Annotated in this window: 16 protein-coding genes; 7 read left to right on the forward strand and 9 right to left on the reverse strand. The window is 56.7% G+C overall.

What is annotated here, in order from left to right; genetic code table 11:
* The first annotated feature begins 109 nt into the window (after positions 1-109).
* Both MJA45_RS19545 and ytvI read left to right on the forward strand, forming a co-directional pair.
* Positions 110-475 (forward strand): winged helix-turn-helix transcriptional regulator, encoded by a 366-nt coding sequence (locus MJA45_RS19545; RefSeq protein ID WP_315603577.1) that lies wholly within the window; start codon positions 110-112, stop codon positions 473-475.
* 50 nt (positions 476-525) lie between these two features.
* Positions 526-1,629, forward strand: a complete 1,104-nt coding sequence (ytvI, locus tag MJA45_RS19550) for a sporulation integral membrane protein YtvI (protein WP_315603578.1) — start codon at positions 526-528, stop codon at positions 1,627-1,629.
* Between the two features lies 1 nt (position 1,630).
* Here the strand turns inward: ytvI and MJA45_RS19555 are convergent, their stop codons facing one another.
* The gene (locus MJA45_RS19555) at positions 1,631-2,095 is read right to left on the reverse strand and encodes a FadR/GntR family transcriptional regulator (protein WP_315603579.1); all 465 of its coding nucleotides are present in this window, start codon (positions 2,093-2,095) and stop codon (positions 1,631-1,633) included.
* Positions 2,096-2,253: 158 nt separating this feature from the next.
* Between MJA45_RS19555 and MJA45_RS19560 the strand changes: the two genes are divergently transcribed.
* Positions 2,254-2,667: a DUF3054 domain-containing protein gene (locus MJA45_RS19560; RefSeq protein WP_315603580.1), complete on the forward strand. Its 414-nt coding sequence runs from the start codon at positions 2,254-2,256 to the stop codon at positions 2,665-2,667.
* Positions 2,668-2,778: 111 nt separating this feature from the next.
* Here MJA45_RS19560 and racE read toward each other — a convergent pair whose 3' ends face one another.
* Both racE and MJA45_RS19570 read right to left on the reverse strand, forming a co-directional pair.
* Positions 2,779-3,588 (reverse strand): glutamate racemase, encoded by an 810-nt coding sequence (racE, locus tag MJA45_RS19565; protein WP_315603581.1) that lies wholly within the window; start codon positions 3,586-3,588, stop codon positions 2,779-2,781.
* A gap of 112 nt (positions 3,589-3,700) precedes the next feature.
* Positions 3,701-4,357 carry a polysaccharide deacetylase family protein gene (locus tag MJA45_RS19570; protein ID WP_315603582.1) on the reverse strand — a complete coding sequence of 219 codons (657 nt, stop codon included), beginning with the start codon at positions 4,355-4,357 and terminating at the stop codon, positions 3,701-3,703.
* Between the two features lie 49 nt (positions 4,358-4,406).
* Between MJA45_RS19570 and MJA45_RS19575 the strand changes: the two genes are divergently transcribed.
* Positions 4,407-4,748, forward strand: coding sequence for a hypothetical protein (locus tag MJA45_RS19575; protein WP_315603583.1), 342 nt, complete (start codon positions 4,407-4,409; stop codon positions 4,746-4,748).
* Positions 4,749-4,919: 171 nt separating this feature from the next.
* Positions 4,920-5,978: a Gfo/Idh/MocA family protein gene (locus MJA45_RS19580; protein ID WP_315603584.1), complete on the forward strand. Its 1,059-nt coding sequence runs from the start codon at positions 4,920-4,922 to the stop codon at positions 5,976-5,978.
* 83 nt (positions 5,979-6,061) lie between these two features.
* Here the strand turns inward: MJA45_RS19580 and melA are convergent, their stop codons facing one another.
* On the reverse strand, positions 6,062-7,360 hold the full coding sequence (gene melA, locus MJA45_RS19585) for an alpha-glucosidase/alpha-galactosidase (RefSeq protein WP_315603585.1): 1,299 nt from the start codon (positions 7,358-7,360) through the stop codon (positions 6,062-6,064).
* 129 nt (positions 7,361-7,489) lie between these two features.
* Positions 7,490-7,912, reverse strand: coding sequence for a disulfide oxidoreductase (locus MJA45_RS19590; protein ID WP_315603586.1), 423 nt, complete (start codon positions 7,910-7,912; stop codon positions 7,490-7,492).
* A gap of 172 nt (positions 7,913-8,084) precedes the next feature.
* Here MJA45_RS19590 and MJA45_RS19595 point away from each other — a divergent pair, with 172 nt between their 5' ends.
* Together MJA45_RS19595 and MJA45_RS19600 are read left to right on the forward strand one after the other, a co-directional pair.
* On the forward strand, positions 8,085-8,945 hold the full coding sequence (locus tag MJA45_RS19595; protein ID WP_315603587.1) for an AraC family transcriptional regulator: 861 nt from the start codon (positions 8,085-8,087) through the stop codon (positions 8,943-8,945).
* 167 nt (positions 8,946-9,112) lie between these two features.
* A complete protein-coding gene (locus tag MJA45_RS19600) occupies positions 9,113-10,861 on the forward strand; it encodes a putative bifunctional diguanylate cyclase/phosphodiesterase (RefSeq protein WP_315603588.1) in 1,749 nt (582 codons plus the stop codon).
* Between the two features lie 98 nt (positions 10,862-10,959).
* On the opposite strand, the gene MJA45_RS19605 is transcribed toward MJA45_RS19600, so the two are convergent.
* From MJA45_RS19605 to selD, 4 genes are all read right to left on the reverse strand, one after another.
* Positions 10,960-11,307, reverse strand: coding sequence for a YtxH domain-containing protein (locus MJA45_RS19605; protein ID WP_315603589.1), 348 nt, complete (start codon positions 11,305-11,307; stop codon positions 10,960-10,962).
* Positions 11,308-11,312: 5 nt separating this feature from the next.
* Entirely contained in the window at positions 11,313-11,780 is a 468-nt protein-coding gene (locus tag MJA45_RS19610) for a DUF948 domain-containing protein (RefSeq protein WP_315603590.1), read from the reverse strand.
* A 191-nt stretch (positions 11,781-11,971) separates the two neighbouring features.
* Positions 11,972-13,003, reverse strand: coding sequence for a tRNA 2-selenouridine(34) synthase MnmH (gene mnmH / locus MJA45_RS19615; RefSeq protein WP_315603591.1), 1,032 nt, complete (start codon positions 13,001-13,003; stop codon positions 11,972-11,974).
* 30 nt (positions 13,004-13,033) lie between these two features.
* On the reverse strand, positions 13,034-14,086 hold the full coding sequence (gene selD / locus MJA45_RS19620; RefSeq protein ID WP_315603592.1) for a selenide, water dikinase SelD: 1,053 nt from the start codon (positions 14,084-14,086) through the stop codon (positions 13,034-13,036).
* Positions 14,087-14,104: the final 18 nt, after the last annotated feature.

Consider the following 14,104-nt stretch of genomic DNA (forward strand, 5'->3'; position numbering starts at 1 on the left):
TTGTAAACGCTCCTCCAGCGGGTGAAAAGTAGTGAAAAATTGTTGCTATTATTACAGAAAGCATACATACTTTATTGGAGTATAGCAGCTATAGCGAAAGGAGATTTCCATGCCAAACCAGGAACAAACCGCCTCCCATCCAGGGAAACCGAGCAGTTACATACCCAAACAGCCCGTCACCGTCGCCTGCTCGATCGAACAGACCCTAAGCGTCATTGGGGGAAAATGGTCCTTCCTCGTCCTGCGCGAACTCTTCTGCGGGACGAAGCGCTTCGGCGAGCTGCAAAGGCAGATCAACGGGGTAAGCCCCAAAGCACTTACCGATACGCTCCGCCACCTGGAGGAACAGGGGGTATTGGAGCGCAAAGCCTATGCCACCGTACCGGTAACCGTCGAGTATACCCTCACACCGAAGGGACAAGACCTGCACCAGATTTTGAAAGAAATGAAGCTTTGGGCAGCCAAATGGACGTAGTGCCTAAGGCATCCCCACCCCATTTTACATTGTCGAGGTGACCCCCTGTCATGCTTTCCTTCTACAAGAAGTATTACAAAACGGTGTTCGATATCGCGCTGATCGTCGTGACGATCTACCTGTTCATGCTCCTGTTCAGCTACCTGTACCGGATTGCGACGCCCATCTTCCTCGCCTTCCTCATCTTTCTGGCGATTGAGCCTCTGGCCAAATTCCTGAACCGCCGGGGGCTGAAGAAGTCGATCGCTTCGGCGATCTCCACCCTGCTTTTCGTCCTCGTCATTCTCGGGATTCTGGTCGGAGTAGGGGCGATTTTCGCCAGCCAGATTTATAACCTCGCCGAGAAGATTCCGGCTTATAAGCTTATCCTTCAGGAGCAGATTGCCTTGAACACGGATTATGTGCAGAACCGGCTCGAGGCCCTTCCTCCCGATCTGGTGGAGAAAAGCAAGCAGTATACATCGACCGTTATTGAGTATGGCTCCCGGGTGGCCACCACCTTTCTGAAGTCGCTCGTAGCGGGCTTGACCTCCTTCTCCTCCTTCCTGGTCAACTTCGTGATCGGCATCATTCTGGCCTATTTCCTGAGCATCGAAATCAACCTGTGGAAGAAAATGGCCGACGAAAATACCCCGAGTACCTTCAAGAAGGCCTTCTTTTTTCTGAAAGAAAACGTCCTGGCCGGCATCGGGGGGTATTTGAAGGCCCAGCTCAAAATGGTGAGTGTCACCTTCCTCGTCATTTTCGTTGCGCTGCTTGTGCTTCAGGTCAAAAACGCGTTCTCGGTGTCTCTTCTGGCCGCCGTCTTCGACCTCCTGCCGCTGCTCGGCGTATCCACCGTCTTCATTCCGTGGATCATCTACCTGTTCATCGTCGGCCATACGAGCCTGGCCATCTGGCTCAGCGTACTGCTAGCGGCGGTCATTCTCGTCCGGCAGATTCTCGAGCCGAAGATTACCGGCGATACGCTCGGCGTATCCGCTTTTACGATGCTTTCGTTTATGATCATTTCCTTGTCCCTTTTCGGGGTGGCGGGCCTGATCATTTCGCCCATCCTCATCATCACGATCAAAGCCCTGCATGAGCAGGGCTACTTGAGACGCTGGATCCGGCTGCCGGCCGGTGAGTACGACCAGCAACCTCCTCTGTGGTAGCTTAACGCAGGACCGGAAGCAGCACCCTTTCCACGTGAAAGAGGTGCTGTTTCATTTTGTCCTGGGCGAGTCCCATGTCGCGGGCCCGGATCGCCTCGACGATCTCCGCATGCTCTCTCCACAGCTGTTCCGATACGGAGCGGTTCGAGTAGAACTGCTTTCGTCTCGCTTCCCGGACAGCGGTTTCAAGAGCGCCTGACACCTCTTCCAGAAGCCGGGCCAGCACGGAGTTATGGGCGGAGCGGGCAAGCGTCCGATGGAAACGGAGGTCCGCTTCTTCCCCCGCCTCCTCGTTGCCGAGATGAGGCTGAATATCCGCCACCACGACCTCTAGATCGGCCAAGTCCTCCTCCGTCCGGTTTTCCGCCGCATAAGCCGCCGCCGCTACCTCGAGTGCTTTGCGTGTTTCGAGCAGCTCGGTAATGGGATCCCGGTCGGTCAGAAGCGGTTCAACATTCAAAGACATGGTTAAAGAATCCAAGTCGGAAAGCACCTTCGCTGCCATAGCTTCCACCCCTTCTTCCGGATGGCTTTATCCGGTCTCTTATGTTCTTTTACCCAATATTTTGAGGCTTATTCAGCCGATATGGTATAGTGGAACGATCAGCATACGGAGGAGATCGAATGACGTCCCAACCCGCCTCAATAGCTTGGAAACCGGCCGTTTGGCTGCTGGCCGGGGATCTGGTCATGATCCTGCTCTTCACGGCGGCAGGCAGCCGGGAGCACCATTACGGCTTTACCCTGTACCAGACGTTCTTCACGGCGCTGCCCTTCCTGCTAGCCTGGATAGCCGCGGGCTTCGTGATGGGCGCGTTTCGCCCAAAAGCTTATTCCGGCTTCGGCGCCGGAGCCGCGGCTGCCGCCCTTTCCTGGGTGGTGGCCCTCCCGTTCGGCCTTGTGCTCCGCCGGTTTATGTACGGAAAGCCGATCTTCACGATTTACGGGGTGCTGGCCCTGTTCTTCGTCTATCTCTTCCTGATGCTCTGGCGAAGCCTGTTTATCACCCTCCGTCGGAGAAGGAAAACAGCCCCATAGGGACCTTCCCGGTCCGATCGGAACAAAAAGAAAACCGGCAGGCGCTTTGGATGGCGCTTGCCGGTTTTTTATAATCTTCTTTTTGCAAACCCGCCTGAAGGACGGCTTTTCTTACACGATGGTCGGAACCTGCCAGACCACCGGCGAGGCGTCCATGTATTTCTCGAGCCAGGCACAGGCAATCTGCTTGAACATAACCGGATCTCCACTGCAAAAAAACTGATGCACCGGCGTCCGGTCCGCCTTCGCTAGCTGGCCGCGGTGGTAGAGGATGGCACTGATTTCGCGGGCCGTCTCTTCGGCCGAGCTGATCAGCGTCACGTCCGGTCCCATTCCCTCGCGAATGGCGCCCGTCAGGAACGGATAATGCGTGCAGCCGAGGATGAGGCAGTCCAAGGGAAACCGCCGGATCGGCTCCAGTGTAATCCTTACCGTTTCCTTCGCATGGTCCGACAGGAACTGGCCGGACTCCACAAGGGGCACGAAGGTCGGACAGGCCAGGCTGACAATTTCCAGCTGAGGCGAAATCTCTTTGAGGGCGTATTCATAAGCCCGGCTCTTCACGGTGCCTTCCGTGCCGATCACACCGACCGTCCCCCGCCGGGTATGCTTGATCGCGGCTCTCGCCCCGGGAGCGATAACCCCGACGACGGGGATCTCCACGCGGGAGCGGATATCCTCCAAAGCAACGGCCGTTGCGGTGTTGCAGGCAATCACGATCATTTTAGGCTCGAATTGAGTCAGGTAGTCTACGATTTGCCGGGTAAAGAGAACGACTTCCTCTGGGGAACGGGGGCCGTAGGGAGTTCTCGCGGTGTCGCCGAAATAAATCACTTTCTCCTGCGGCAGCTGCCGGAGAACCTCCTTCACAACCGTCAATCCGCCAACGCCCGAGTCTAGAACGGCAATGGCATTATGCAAGACCATACGCTTCCTTTGCAGTAAAATAAGTGCGGTAAACTAATGATAGATTATGACCACGGGCGGTGAAACGTACGGACGATCGGCCGGCGGACACCCGAAAGCACGGAAATTATTTTTGAAAATCGGTCAGGAGCCCAAATTGATAGCCTTCCTTCTTGATCCCTTTAATGATCCGGTCCAGAGCCTCGATATTGTCCTCGGAGCCCTGATGCATCAGGATGATGTTTCCGTCGTGAAGGTTGTTCATGATGTCGTTATACGAATCATCGGGACCGTTGGCCCGCGGTTCCCAGTCCCGCATCGCCGTGGACCAGAAAACAGAAGTATACCCCATATCCGAAACCAAGTCCAGCAGGTGCATGCTGTACGTCCCGTACGGGAAGCGGAAGAACGGCTGGATCGGCTTGCCGGTAATGTCCTGATACATCTTGGCGTAATCTTCGATTTCCTTTCGGACTTGGGCATCGGATAACGTCGTCATGTCCTTGTGGGACATCGTATGGTTCGCCACCAGATGGCCGTCATTGACCAGCCGCTTCAGAAAATCGGGATGGGCCTTCACGTTGTAGCCGGCCAGAAAGTAATTGGCCTTCACCCCGTTATCCTTCAGAACCTTCAGCATCTTATCGACGTCACCGAGCGGTCCGCCGGTATCAAAAGTCAGGTAAACCTTCTTCCCGGTTCCCACGTAGGCGACCTTCTGGTTAGCCGTATACTGTTTGACCTCCGCCGGGAAGCCGGGGACCTCTCCTTTTTTCTTCTTCATATAATACCAGGAAACGGATTTGCGGCTTGAATCTCCTGACGGCTTCGCCGTGGGAGCGGAAGTCGGTTTAGCGGTAGGCGCGGTAGTAGGCTTCACGGACGGCTTGGCCGTCTCCGGAGGCTTGACGCTCGGACTGGGTGAAGGGGCCGTTGGAGAAGGCACCGCGGTCGGCGTCGGGCTGGGTGCTGCGGGACTTGGAGAAGGCGTCGTCTTCGGAGACGGGGGCGCGCTGGGGGCCGGACTCGCGGCTGCCTCCTGTTTGGGGCTGGCCGGAGGTTCCGCTCCTTCTTGGGCACCGGTGCAGGCAGCGAGCATCGCCGAAAGCACGGCGGCGGATACGGCAGCGTTCCATCGTTTGTTCAAAAAAGTCACTCCTTGCTTAGGTTCGTAAAACGTTTGTTCCCTGTTACAATTCGACATGATTCCCGCAATCCCTGTCCCTTCTTCCTATCCGCTCGGAAACTTTTGGCACCCTCGCTCAATAGGGTGGAAAATTTATTTTTTACTTCACCAAAATAGGGTTAATAATATAGGAATCCATTTGCGTAGGAGGCGGAAGGTCATGAAGAAATACAAAGCGGGGATTATCGGCTGCGGCAACATTTTTCCCATGCATGCCGCATCCATTCAGCTGTCGGATATCGCCGAAGTCGAGGCCGTATGCGACGTCAAGGAAGACCGGGCGAAGAACAGCGCAGCTAAGTATAATTGCCATTACTATACCGATTATGAGGAAATGCTCGAGAAGGCGGATATCGACGTCGTACATATCTGTACCCCTCACTATAATCATGCGGACATTGCCATTGCCGCCGCCAACAAGGGCAAGCATGTCCTTACGGAGAAGCCCATGAGCATCTCGATTGAGCAGGCGAAGGAGATGGTCGAGGCGTGCGAACGTAACGGAGTCACATTGGGCGTGATTTTCCAGAACCGCTACAATCCCGGGTCCCAGCTGATCAAGAACGCGATTCAGGACGGCAGCCTGGGGCAGATTCTTGGGGCCAAATGCTCCGTTACCTGGAAGCGGACCGACGATTATTACAAGAAGAGCGATTGGAAGGGAACGTGGAGCAAGGAAGGCGGCGGCGTTCTCATCGACCAGGCGATTCATACCATGGACCTTATGCGCTGGTTCGTCGGCGAGGACATCGAATACGTGGATGCCCAGATCGCGAACCGGGCCCACGAGAAGATTGAAGTGGAGGACAGCGCGGAGGGGGTCATCAAATTCACGAACGGGGTGTTCGCCGGGTTCTTCGCCATCAATTATTACAGCTATGACGCCCCGGTCGAAATCGAAATTCACGGCGTGAAGGGCATCGCCAAGATGGTAGCTGACCGCGCCACCATCACCTACAACGACGGGACGGAAATCACCCGGGACAAGAACCCGAATGAAGTGATCGATTACGGCGAAGGGGTCAAAATCTACTGGGGCGTCAGCCATTCCAAGCAGATCCGCGATTACTACTATTCGCTTCAGGCCGGCAAAGCTCCGTACATCGACGGCCGGGAGGCGATGAAAACGCAGGAATTGATCGCGGCGGTGTACCAGTCCGGCAAGGAGAACAAACGGGTATACCTGAACTCGCCTGAAGACAAAAAAGCCGAAAAATAGGATTTGTAGAAGCGAAGAGCGAGCTTCGTAAAAGCTAGAGGAAGATGCAAAAAGGAGCCCTTGTGGGCTCCTTTTTGATCTGGTCAGCTGAATTTCGGCAGCCAGTCGCCGTGCGCTTCGATCAGTTCGTCGCACATGGCTACGATGTCGTCCATGGACAGCTCCGCAGACGTGTGGGGATCGAGCAGGGCCGCATGGTAAATGTGGTCCTTCTTGCCGGTGAGCGCCGCTTCGATGGTGAGCAGCTGGGTATTGATGTTGGTCCGGTTAAGAGCCGCACATTGAGGAGGCAGGTCTCCGACATACGTCGGCGTCACGCCGCTGGCGTCAACGAGGCAGGGAACCTCGACACAGGCTTCCTTCGGCAGGTTCGTGATCAGGCCGGTGTTCATGACGTTGCCGCCGATCTTGTAAGGCTTGTCGGTCTCGATGGCTTCCATGATATGGGAAGCGTATTCATGGCTGCGGCAGTGCTCGAGCGATTTGTCGTTGACGAGCTCCTCCCGCATTTTGGCCCATTTCTCGATCTGCCGGATGCAGCGGCGCGGGTACTCGTCCAGCGGAATATTAAAGCGGTCGATCAGCTCGGGGTAGTTCCGCTTGATGAAATAAGGATGGTATTCCGCATTGTGCTCGGAGGATTCCGTGATGTAGTACCCGAACCTGAGCATCATTTCGTAGCGGACCATGTCATGGTGCTTTTCATTCTGCTTCTCGGCCGCCCTCTTCTTGATTTCAGGATACAGGTCCTTGCCGTCCTTGGTGACTTCCAATAGCCAGGCCATATGGTTGATGCCGGCAATCTTCCATTGGACACCTGTATCGTCCATTTCGAGAGCCCGGAACAAATGAGGGACGCACGCCTGCACGCTGTGGCACAAGCCCACCGTCTTGACTCCTCCGTAAGTGTTCATCACATTGGTGAGTACGGCCATCGGATTCGTATAATTCATGAATAGCGCATCGGGGCATACCTCCCGAATGTCCTTCGCAAAGTCTAGCATGACCGGGATGGTGCGCAGGTTGCGGAAAATGCCTCCGATCCCGATCGTATCGGCGATGGTCTGGCGCAGTCCGTATTTCTTCGGAATCTCAAAATCCGTGATGGTGCAAGGGTCATAGCCGCCCACCTGAATGGCATTGACCACATATTTGGCTCCACGAAGGGCTTCCTTGCGGTCGGAATAAGCCTTGATGATGCAGGAGCTTCCGCTCGTGGCCTTCAGGTTGTTCAGCATCTGCTCCGAATCCTTCAGCCGTTCCGGGTTAATGTCAAACAGGGCGATTTCAAAGCCCTGCAGAGCCGGCACCTGCATGCTGTCGCCGAGCACGTTCTTGGCGAAGACGGTACTGCCTGCTCCGAGGAAAGTAATTTTGGACATCGATCCATGACCTCCAGGGGAAAGTTTGACTTGCTTATCCCACTTTACACCCGAATCGGGTAAAATCGAATGGAAGAAAGCCATTTCCATATGGAGGAATGTAGTTTGTTTCGGGCGGGTATCCCCGACTTACCGGGAGGCCCGGCGGACCATAAAGAGCAGAACCGTAATGATGATAAAGGCGATCAGGGCGAGCAGCGGAATCGTTACCACTCCCCACCAGTCGAGATAATCATATTCGCACGGCACCCGGCCGCAGGCGGTCGCATTGTCGTGAAAATAAGGAACCTTCTGAATGGCATAGTGGTAGATGGAGATGCACCCGCCGATGATGGACAACGGCAGCCCATAGCGCCAGATACCGTAATCCTTGCGCACTGCAGCGATTCCAAGCAGAATGGTCAGCGGATACATGAAGATCCGCTGGAACCAGCACAGCTTGCACGGCTCGAACTGCATAATCTCCGAGAGGTACAAGCTTCCCGCGGCTGCCACGAGCGCAGCCGCGAAGGAGAGGTATAACCCGTTCTCCAGCACAAATTTTTTGTTCATCTTCTCTATTCATCCTTCCAAGCCTGCCGACGATATTACAAAAATCGGTTCCGGCGACCGTTGTTTTCTATTATTTTGAGGCAGACGTCCCGGATTTGCAAGAAATCCGTTGCACCGCTTCCGTTTATCCTTCATCATTATAGGTAGCTTACCTCAGCAAGGAGGAGCCGTCATGGCCGACATCCGTCATCAAGTATCCATTAACGCCCACCCAAGCAAAGGAGAGCTTACCGTTCTGTTTGCCGGAAGCGCCGAAACGGAGCCTCGGCATTCCGTGGGACCCCAGGTGCTCGACTATCATCTCGTCCACTATGTCCTTTCAGGCAAGGGGCGCTTTCGCTGCATGGGCAAGGAGTATGAGCTTGGAGCCGGCGATTCCTTCTTCATCTTTCCGGGGGAACTTGCGGCCTATGAATCGGACGGGGAAGATCCGTGGACGTACCGCTGGATCGCCATGGAAGGAACGGATGCCGACCGGCTGCTCAGCCTGCGGAGCATCACCGCCCACCGGCCGGTGGTCAAAGGCTCCGGACGCCGGATCCCCCTTCTCTTCCGCCGGATTCAGCGGACCCTCCAGGAAGGCAAGCCGGAGAACGATCTCCAGGCGGAAGGCTATTTGCGGCTTCTGCTCGCCGAATGGGCGAAGGATGCCGGAATCCGTCCGGACGAGCCGGATGAGCCCGAAAGCGAAGGCCGCCGGCAGGTGGACCAGGCGATCCGCTGGCTGACGCTGCAGTACTCCCAGCCGGTCTCTATCGATCATATGGCCCAGACGCTCGGGTACCATCGGACCTACTTGTCCAAAATTTTTAAACAGCAGACCGGCCTCTCTCCGATGAATTTTCTGCTCAAGATCCGGATGGAACGGGCCCGGCTCCTGCTTGAGAAGCCGCTGACGATCGAACAGGTCGCCTCCTCCGTGGGCTTCTCCGACGCCCTCTATTTCTCTAAGCAGTTCAAGAAATGGTATGGCGCGTCCCCAAGTGATTATCGGCAGGAAAACCAGGGAAAGCTCCGGTTTGACTGCTTATAACGTAGATCAAGTAACATTAAGTAAATTTTTTTATAGGTTTGGTGTAACAAAATATCAAGTCATGCTGTCTATAGAAGTAAAGAGACTCCATTCGACAAAAACTGACTAATCCCGCGCATCCGGTGGGAACTATTTCCCGGATGTCCTGTCGCGGCGGAAAGGATACCATGTTAAAAATACCCGTCCTTCAAAATGGAATCAACGGCTGGGAGAATGTTCTCATTTCCGCTTCCGACGTTCTCAAAATCGTTAATACCGGCGGTCCCCGCCACGAAGTTCATACGCCGGAAGCGGTTTACGGGCTTGACCTCCCGTGGGACTGCATTGAGGAATGGCTGCTCGACGAGGGCTTCGTCCAGCTGGATGAGAACAATATCGTTAACATCAACCGGGTCATCTCTTATGACGATTACAAAGGAACCGTTTTCTTCGGTCCCCAGGACGATCCGGAAGCAAAGACAGCCGCCGTGGCCGTGCTCCACAAGAAACGTCTCGGCCGGCTTCTCGGGGCCCTTCAGCAATCCAACGAAACCGCCACCGGCGCAGAGGGAGGCCGGGTTAACCGCGTGTCCATGCTGAGGGACCGGTTCAAGGACATTAAGACCCAGGCCGTTTACCTGGCATCGTTCGATCCGGTTACGGGATTGCCCAACCGCTCGTCCTTTCTCGACCGCATCGACCGGCTGATCGAAGCCCAGCACGAAAACCGGATGCTGGCCATTCTCGTTCTGACCGTGGACCGGTTCGCGGAAATCAATCATGCCCTCGGCTTGAAGGCGGGCGACGACCTCCTCGTGTATTTGGCCGAAAGCCTTAAAGGGTGCTTGAACGGCAAAGGGGAGGCCGCTCGTCTGTGTGGAGGAGACTTCGCCGTTCTTCTTCCCGAGGTGAGCCGCATGGAAGAAGCTACGGGTCTCGGCAAAAAGCTCCAGCAGCTGCTCGCCTCTTCCCCCTTCGTGATTCAGCAAAGAGAAATTCCCATCTCGGTGAGCATCGGCATCAGCTTCTCACCGAACGACGGAACGGATGCCGAGACGCTGCTCCGGCACGCCTTCATTGCTCTCGACGGGGCGAAGGCCAAAGGCGGAGGAATCGTGAATGTGTTTCATCCTTCCCTCTCTGACCGCACGCTGGAAAAGATGCACCTCGAAATAGAGCTGCAGAAGGCGTTTAAGGACGAAACCCTGCAGCTGCAATACCAGCCGCTTATCCGGCTTAAGGATGGAACGGTATTCGGAATGGAGGCCCTGCTCCGCTGGAACCATCCCACGAAGGGCGCCATTCCCCCAAGCCTGTTCATTCCGGCTGCGGAAGCCTCCGGCTTGATCATCCCGATCGGCAATTGGGTCGTTAAACAGGCTTGCCGGCAAAACCGGGCCTGGCAGAACGCCGGACTTCCGCCGATTCTGATCTCGGTCAACATATCGGTCTACCAGCTCGAACACCCCGGCTTCGTCGGATACATAAAGGAAGTGCTTGCCGAAACAGGCCTCGCCCCCCACTACCTGTGCCTGGAAATAAGAGAAACCGTGGCGAGCGACAAGATCTCCCTTGCCCTCGATACGATCGAGAGACTTAAGGGCCTGGGCGTCAGCATCTCGATTGACGATTTCGGCACCGGCTATACGTCCTTGTCCTGGCTGAAACGGTTTAAGGTCAACACACTGAAAATTGACAAGTCGTTCATCGACGACCTCGACAAAGGTTCCGGTCATTCCGCGATCGCCGCCGCCCTGATCCGGCTCTGCCGGGAGCTGAACATCCGTTCGCTTGCCGAGGGCGTCGAAACGGAGGGCCAGCTCAAGGTGCTGAAGGAGCTCGGCTGTGATGACATCCAAGGCTATCTGTTCAGCCGTCCCCTCAGCATCCGGGATGCGGAACAGCTGCTGAAAGAAAATAAATCGTTCTCCGCTTGACGGATCAAAAGGGAGCTCCTCCAACGAGGGCTCCCTTTTAAGCTTGGGCCATGACCTATCCGTATTTCCTCTGGAGCAAGGCCGCTAAGCATCCGCTCTTATCCCTGACGGACGATCTCCGCTTCCTCTTCAAGCGAAATCTCCGACACCTGGGCCAGCTCTTGCCGGCTGTCTTCGGACTCGTTCCGGCGGAAGGACCAGCTTTTGACCTCGCCGATGACGGCTGAGCCCTTCTCCTTCGCCCGGTCCACCCACTCGGAGGTGGAGGTGCCGACCGAACGGGCCAGCTCCTGGGTTTTATCGCTCACATTCTGGTATTGATCCGCCAGATCCGCTCTTAATTCCTTGCCGGATTTGGGGGCGAAGAGAAGCGCGGTGACCGCTCCCAGCACGCCGCCCACCAGGGCGCCGACTGCGAAGGTTTTGCTGTTTTCCAATTTTGCCATGGGTATCACTCCTTGTTCTCTTTAGAGGGGGTTTCCGGTTTGCCGTCGGGTTTCCAGGCTTTCCACAGCTTGATCCCCGCCGTCAGCCAGCTTGCGGTTTCGGCTATGCGGTTCTGATGCCGGGTCACTTGATCCGCCGCATGAACCGCCACCTCCGCGATCGCCCCCGTTACCTGATGAGCGGCATGGGCCGCCGTTTGAACCGTCTCGCCCGTCTGCCGAATGGACGCCAGAAGCGGGTCCACCTGCTTCAACCGTCCTTCCAACCGCTCGGTCGTCCGTCTGATCTCCTGAAGGGTCGCCGACGCTTCCCGCGCCAGGACCAGCGTCTCCTTGCTTACGGTCTCCACTGTTTCTCCTGTCCTCTCCAGCGTTGCCTTCACCGCCTGTAAGACGCGTACCGCAAAAAGGACCAAAACCACAAAAGCCGCCGCGGCGACGGCCGCGCTGATCTGCAGGACCACTTTCCTCACCTCTCCTTGTTGGCCTGGTTGGCTGCCCCGGGCAAATGCCCATTTCTTAGTTTCATTATAGTTAGGCGCTGGACTTTTGACACAACATTTGGCAAAAAAAAAGAGCCCTGCTCAAAGCCATGTAGCTTTAAGCAGGGCTCTTTCCCTTTAAGGCCGCTTCGCCCGCGGTGACGCGATGATGACGAATGAGCTTATACCCAGCGTGGCAGGGCCTTCCGGACCGCTTCCACCGCTTCCTCAATCGTATCCGCCTGAACGGTTTCCGTTTCGGCATTGTACCGGTGAATGGCATGCTCGTACCGGGGATCGTAATAATGAACGAGCAGCAATTGGACCGCTTCCGCAAAGCGGCTTTCCTGCAGATGCTGTTCGATCACTTTCGCAATGGGGGTATGGATGCGCTTCTCAATGAGCCGGAAAGCGGCCAGGCACTCTTGCTTGTGCTCTTCCGGACGGTAGTCTTCCAGAATGTGCCGGATTCGTTCTTCGACCGGCAGCTCGATGAGAAGCTGCTTGCCGTTTTCCTTCGCTTCCATCAGAAAATCAGGCAGGGTCACCTTGCCGACGCGGCGGCTTTCCGCTTCCATCAGCACGAAGGAGGAGCCCTGCAGCTTAAGAAGCTCGTGCACCAGCTTCGCCTCGAATGATTTCTGGTTGCTAGGCTTGCGTCCGATCTGGCCGAAGATCGACCCTCGGTGGCCCGCCAGCTCCTCCAGATCAAGGACCGGGTAGCCCTGCTCCGCAAGCTTGGAGAGAATGACCGTTTTGCCCGTCCCCGTATGACCGTTCAGCACGATGCAGGTCTGGTCAAGCTTAAATTCCTCCAGTGTCTTGACAACCCACTGCCGGTAGGCGCGGATCCCTCCCTGCAGCCGGTAAACGCGGGCTCCGTACAGGGAGAGGAGTGTCGCCGCCGTCCGGCTGCGCATGCCTCCCCGCCAGCAGAAGACCGCTTTGCGGTTATCCATGGCGTCCAGCTCTTTGACGAACTCGGGCAGCTTGCGGGCGACGATCTCCAGCCCCCGCTCCTTGGCGGCGTCCACGCTGACCTGCTTGTACAACGTTCCGATTTCGCGTCGTTCCTCATCGTCAAACAACGGACGGTTAAGGCTGCCCGGAATCGTGCCTTCTTCGTACTCCGAAGGGGAGCGGACGTCGACAACCGTCAGCTCGCCCTTGCGCTGCTTCTCGAGCAGTTCTTCTATCGTAATATCCTGAAACAAGGCATTCGCTTCCCTTATTGTATATTGGCTCTAGACGACCACAATGTGTCCGGGATGATCGGCGACCGTCTCTCCGATGATGGAGGCGGCTTCCACGCCGGCTTGGTGCAGGTCGGCCAAGAGCGCCTCCGCCCGGTCTGCGGCAACGGAGATGAGCAGGCCGCCCGAGGTCACCGCATCGCACAGAATCCATTGGTCCACCGGATCCATGGATTCCGCATAGGTGACCGCGCCCTGCAGGTGCGCATGGTTGTTCTTGGTGCCGCCCGGCACGAAGCCTTCGTCCGCCAGCTCGCGAACGCGCGGCAGCACCGGCACCTGCGAACGTTCGAGGCGCACGCCGACGCCGCTGCCCTTGGCCAGCTCGGAGGCATGGCCGAGAAGGCCGAACCCGGTGACGTCCGTACAGGCATGGACGTCGTAGGGCGCCATCGCCTCGGCGGCGGCCTTGTTCAGCGTGGCCATGACCTGCGTCACGCGCTGCACTTCCGCCTCGTCGAGCTTATCCTTCTTGATCGAGGTGGTCAGAACGCCCACCCCGATCGGCTTCGTCAGGATAAGCTTGTCGCCCGGCTTCGCGCCGGCGTTCGTGCGCACCTTGTCCGGATGAACGAGCCCGGTCACGGCGAGCCCGAACTTCGGCTCGTTGTCGTCGATCGAGTGCCCTCCGACGAGCGTGACGCCCGCTTCGCGCATTTTATCCCCCGCTCCGCGCAGAATCTCCGCCAGCACGGCCTTATCCAGCTTGTTGATGGGAAAAGCCACGATATTGAGCGCCGTCAGCGGCTTGCCGCCCATGGCGTAAATGTCGCTGATGGCGTTAGCGGCCGCTACCTGGCCGAACGAGTACGGATCGTCCACGATCGGCGTGAAGAAATCGACCGTCTGAACGAGCGCAAGCTCGTCCGACAGCTTGTAGACGCCGGCATCGTCGCTCGTGTCGAGCCCGACGAGCAGGTTCGGATCCGGCACCGGAGTAGGCAGGTTTTTCAGCACTTGAGAGAGGTCGGCCGGGCCGATTTTGCAGCCGCAGCCTCCTTTGGTCGAATAGGATGTCAGCTTGATGGACGATAGCTCGGACATGGAAATCTTCCTTTCCTG

Source organism: Paenibacillus aurantius, assembly GCF_032268605.1.
GTDB lineage: Bacteria > Bacillota > Bacilli > Paenibacillales > NBRC-103111 > Paenibacillus_AO > Paenibacillus_AO aurantius.

What these genes read in the sequence shown, in the direction of transcription:
- MJA45_RS19545 (WP_315603577.1), top strand. Translation starts at nt 110, where the DNA reads ATGCCAAACCAGGAACAAACCGCCTCCCATCCAGGGAAACCGAGCAGT.
- ytvI (WP_315603578.1), top strand. Translation starts at nt 526, where the DNA reads ATGCTTTCCTTCTACAAGAAGTATTACAAAACGGTGTTCGATATCGCG.
- MJA45_RS19555 (WP_315603579.1), bottom strand. Translation starts at nt 2,095, where the DNA reads ATGTCTTTGAATGTTGAACCGCTTCTGACCGACCGGGATCCCATTACC.
- MJA45_RS19560 (WP_315603580.1), top strand. Translation starts at nt 2,254, where the DNA reads ATGACGTCCCAACCCGCCTCAATAGCTTGGAAACCGGCCGTTTGGCTG.
- MJA45_RS19570 (WP_315603582.1), bottom strand. Translation starts at nt 4,357, where the DNA reads ATGAAGAAGAAAAAAGGAGAGGTCCCCGGCTTCCCGGCGGAGGTCAAA.
- MJA45_RS19580 (WP_315603584.1), top strand. Translation starts at nt 4,920, where the DNA reads ATGAAGAAATACAAAGCGGGGATTATCGGCTGCGGCAACATTTTTCCC.
- melA (WP_315603585.1), bottom strand. Translation starts at nt 7,360, where the DNA reads ATGTCCAAAATTACTTTCCTCGGAGCAGGCAGTACCGTCTTCGCCAAG.
- MJA45_RS19590 (WP_315603586.1), bottom strand. Translation starts at nt 7,912, where the DNA reads ATGAACAAAAAATTTGTGCTGGAGAACGGGTTATACCTCTCCTTCGCG.
- MJA45_RS19595 (WP_315603587.1), top strand. Translation starts at nt 8,085, where the DNA reads ATGGCCGACATCCGTCATCAAGTATCCATTAACGCCCACCCAAGCAAA.
- MJA45_RS19600 (WP_315603588.1), top strand. Translation starts at nt 9,113, where the DNA reads ATGTTAAAAATACCCGTCCTTCAAAATGGAATCAACGGCTGGGAGAAT.
- MJA45_RS19605 (WP_315603589.1), bottom strand. Translation starts at nt 11,307, where the DNA reads ATGGCAAAATTGGAAAACAGCAAAACCTTCGCAGTCGGCGCCCTGGTG.
- selD (WP_315603592.1), bottom strand. Translation starts at nt 14,086, where the DNA reads ATGTCCGAGCTATCGTCCATCAAGCTGACATCCTATTCGACCAAAGGA.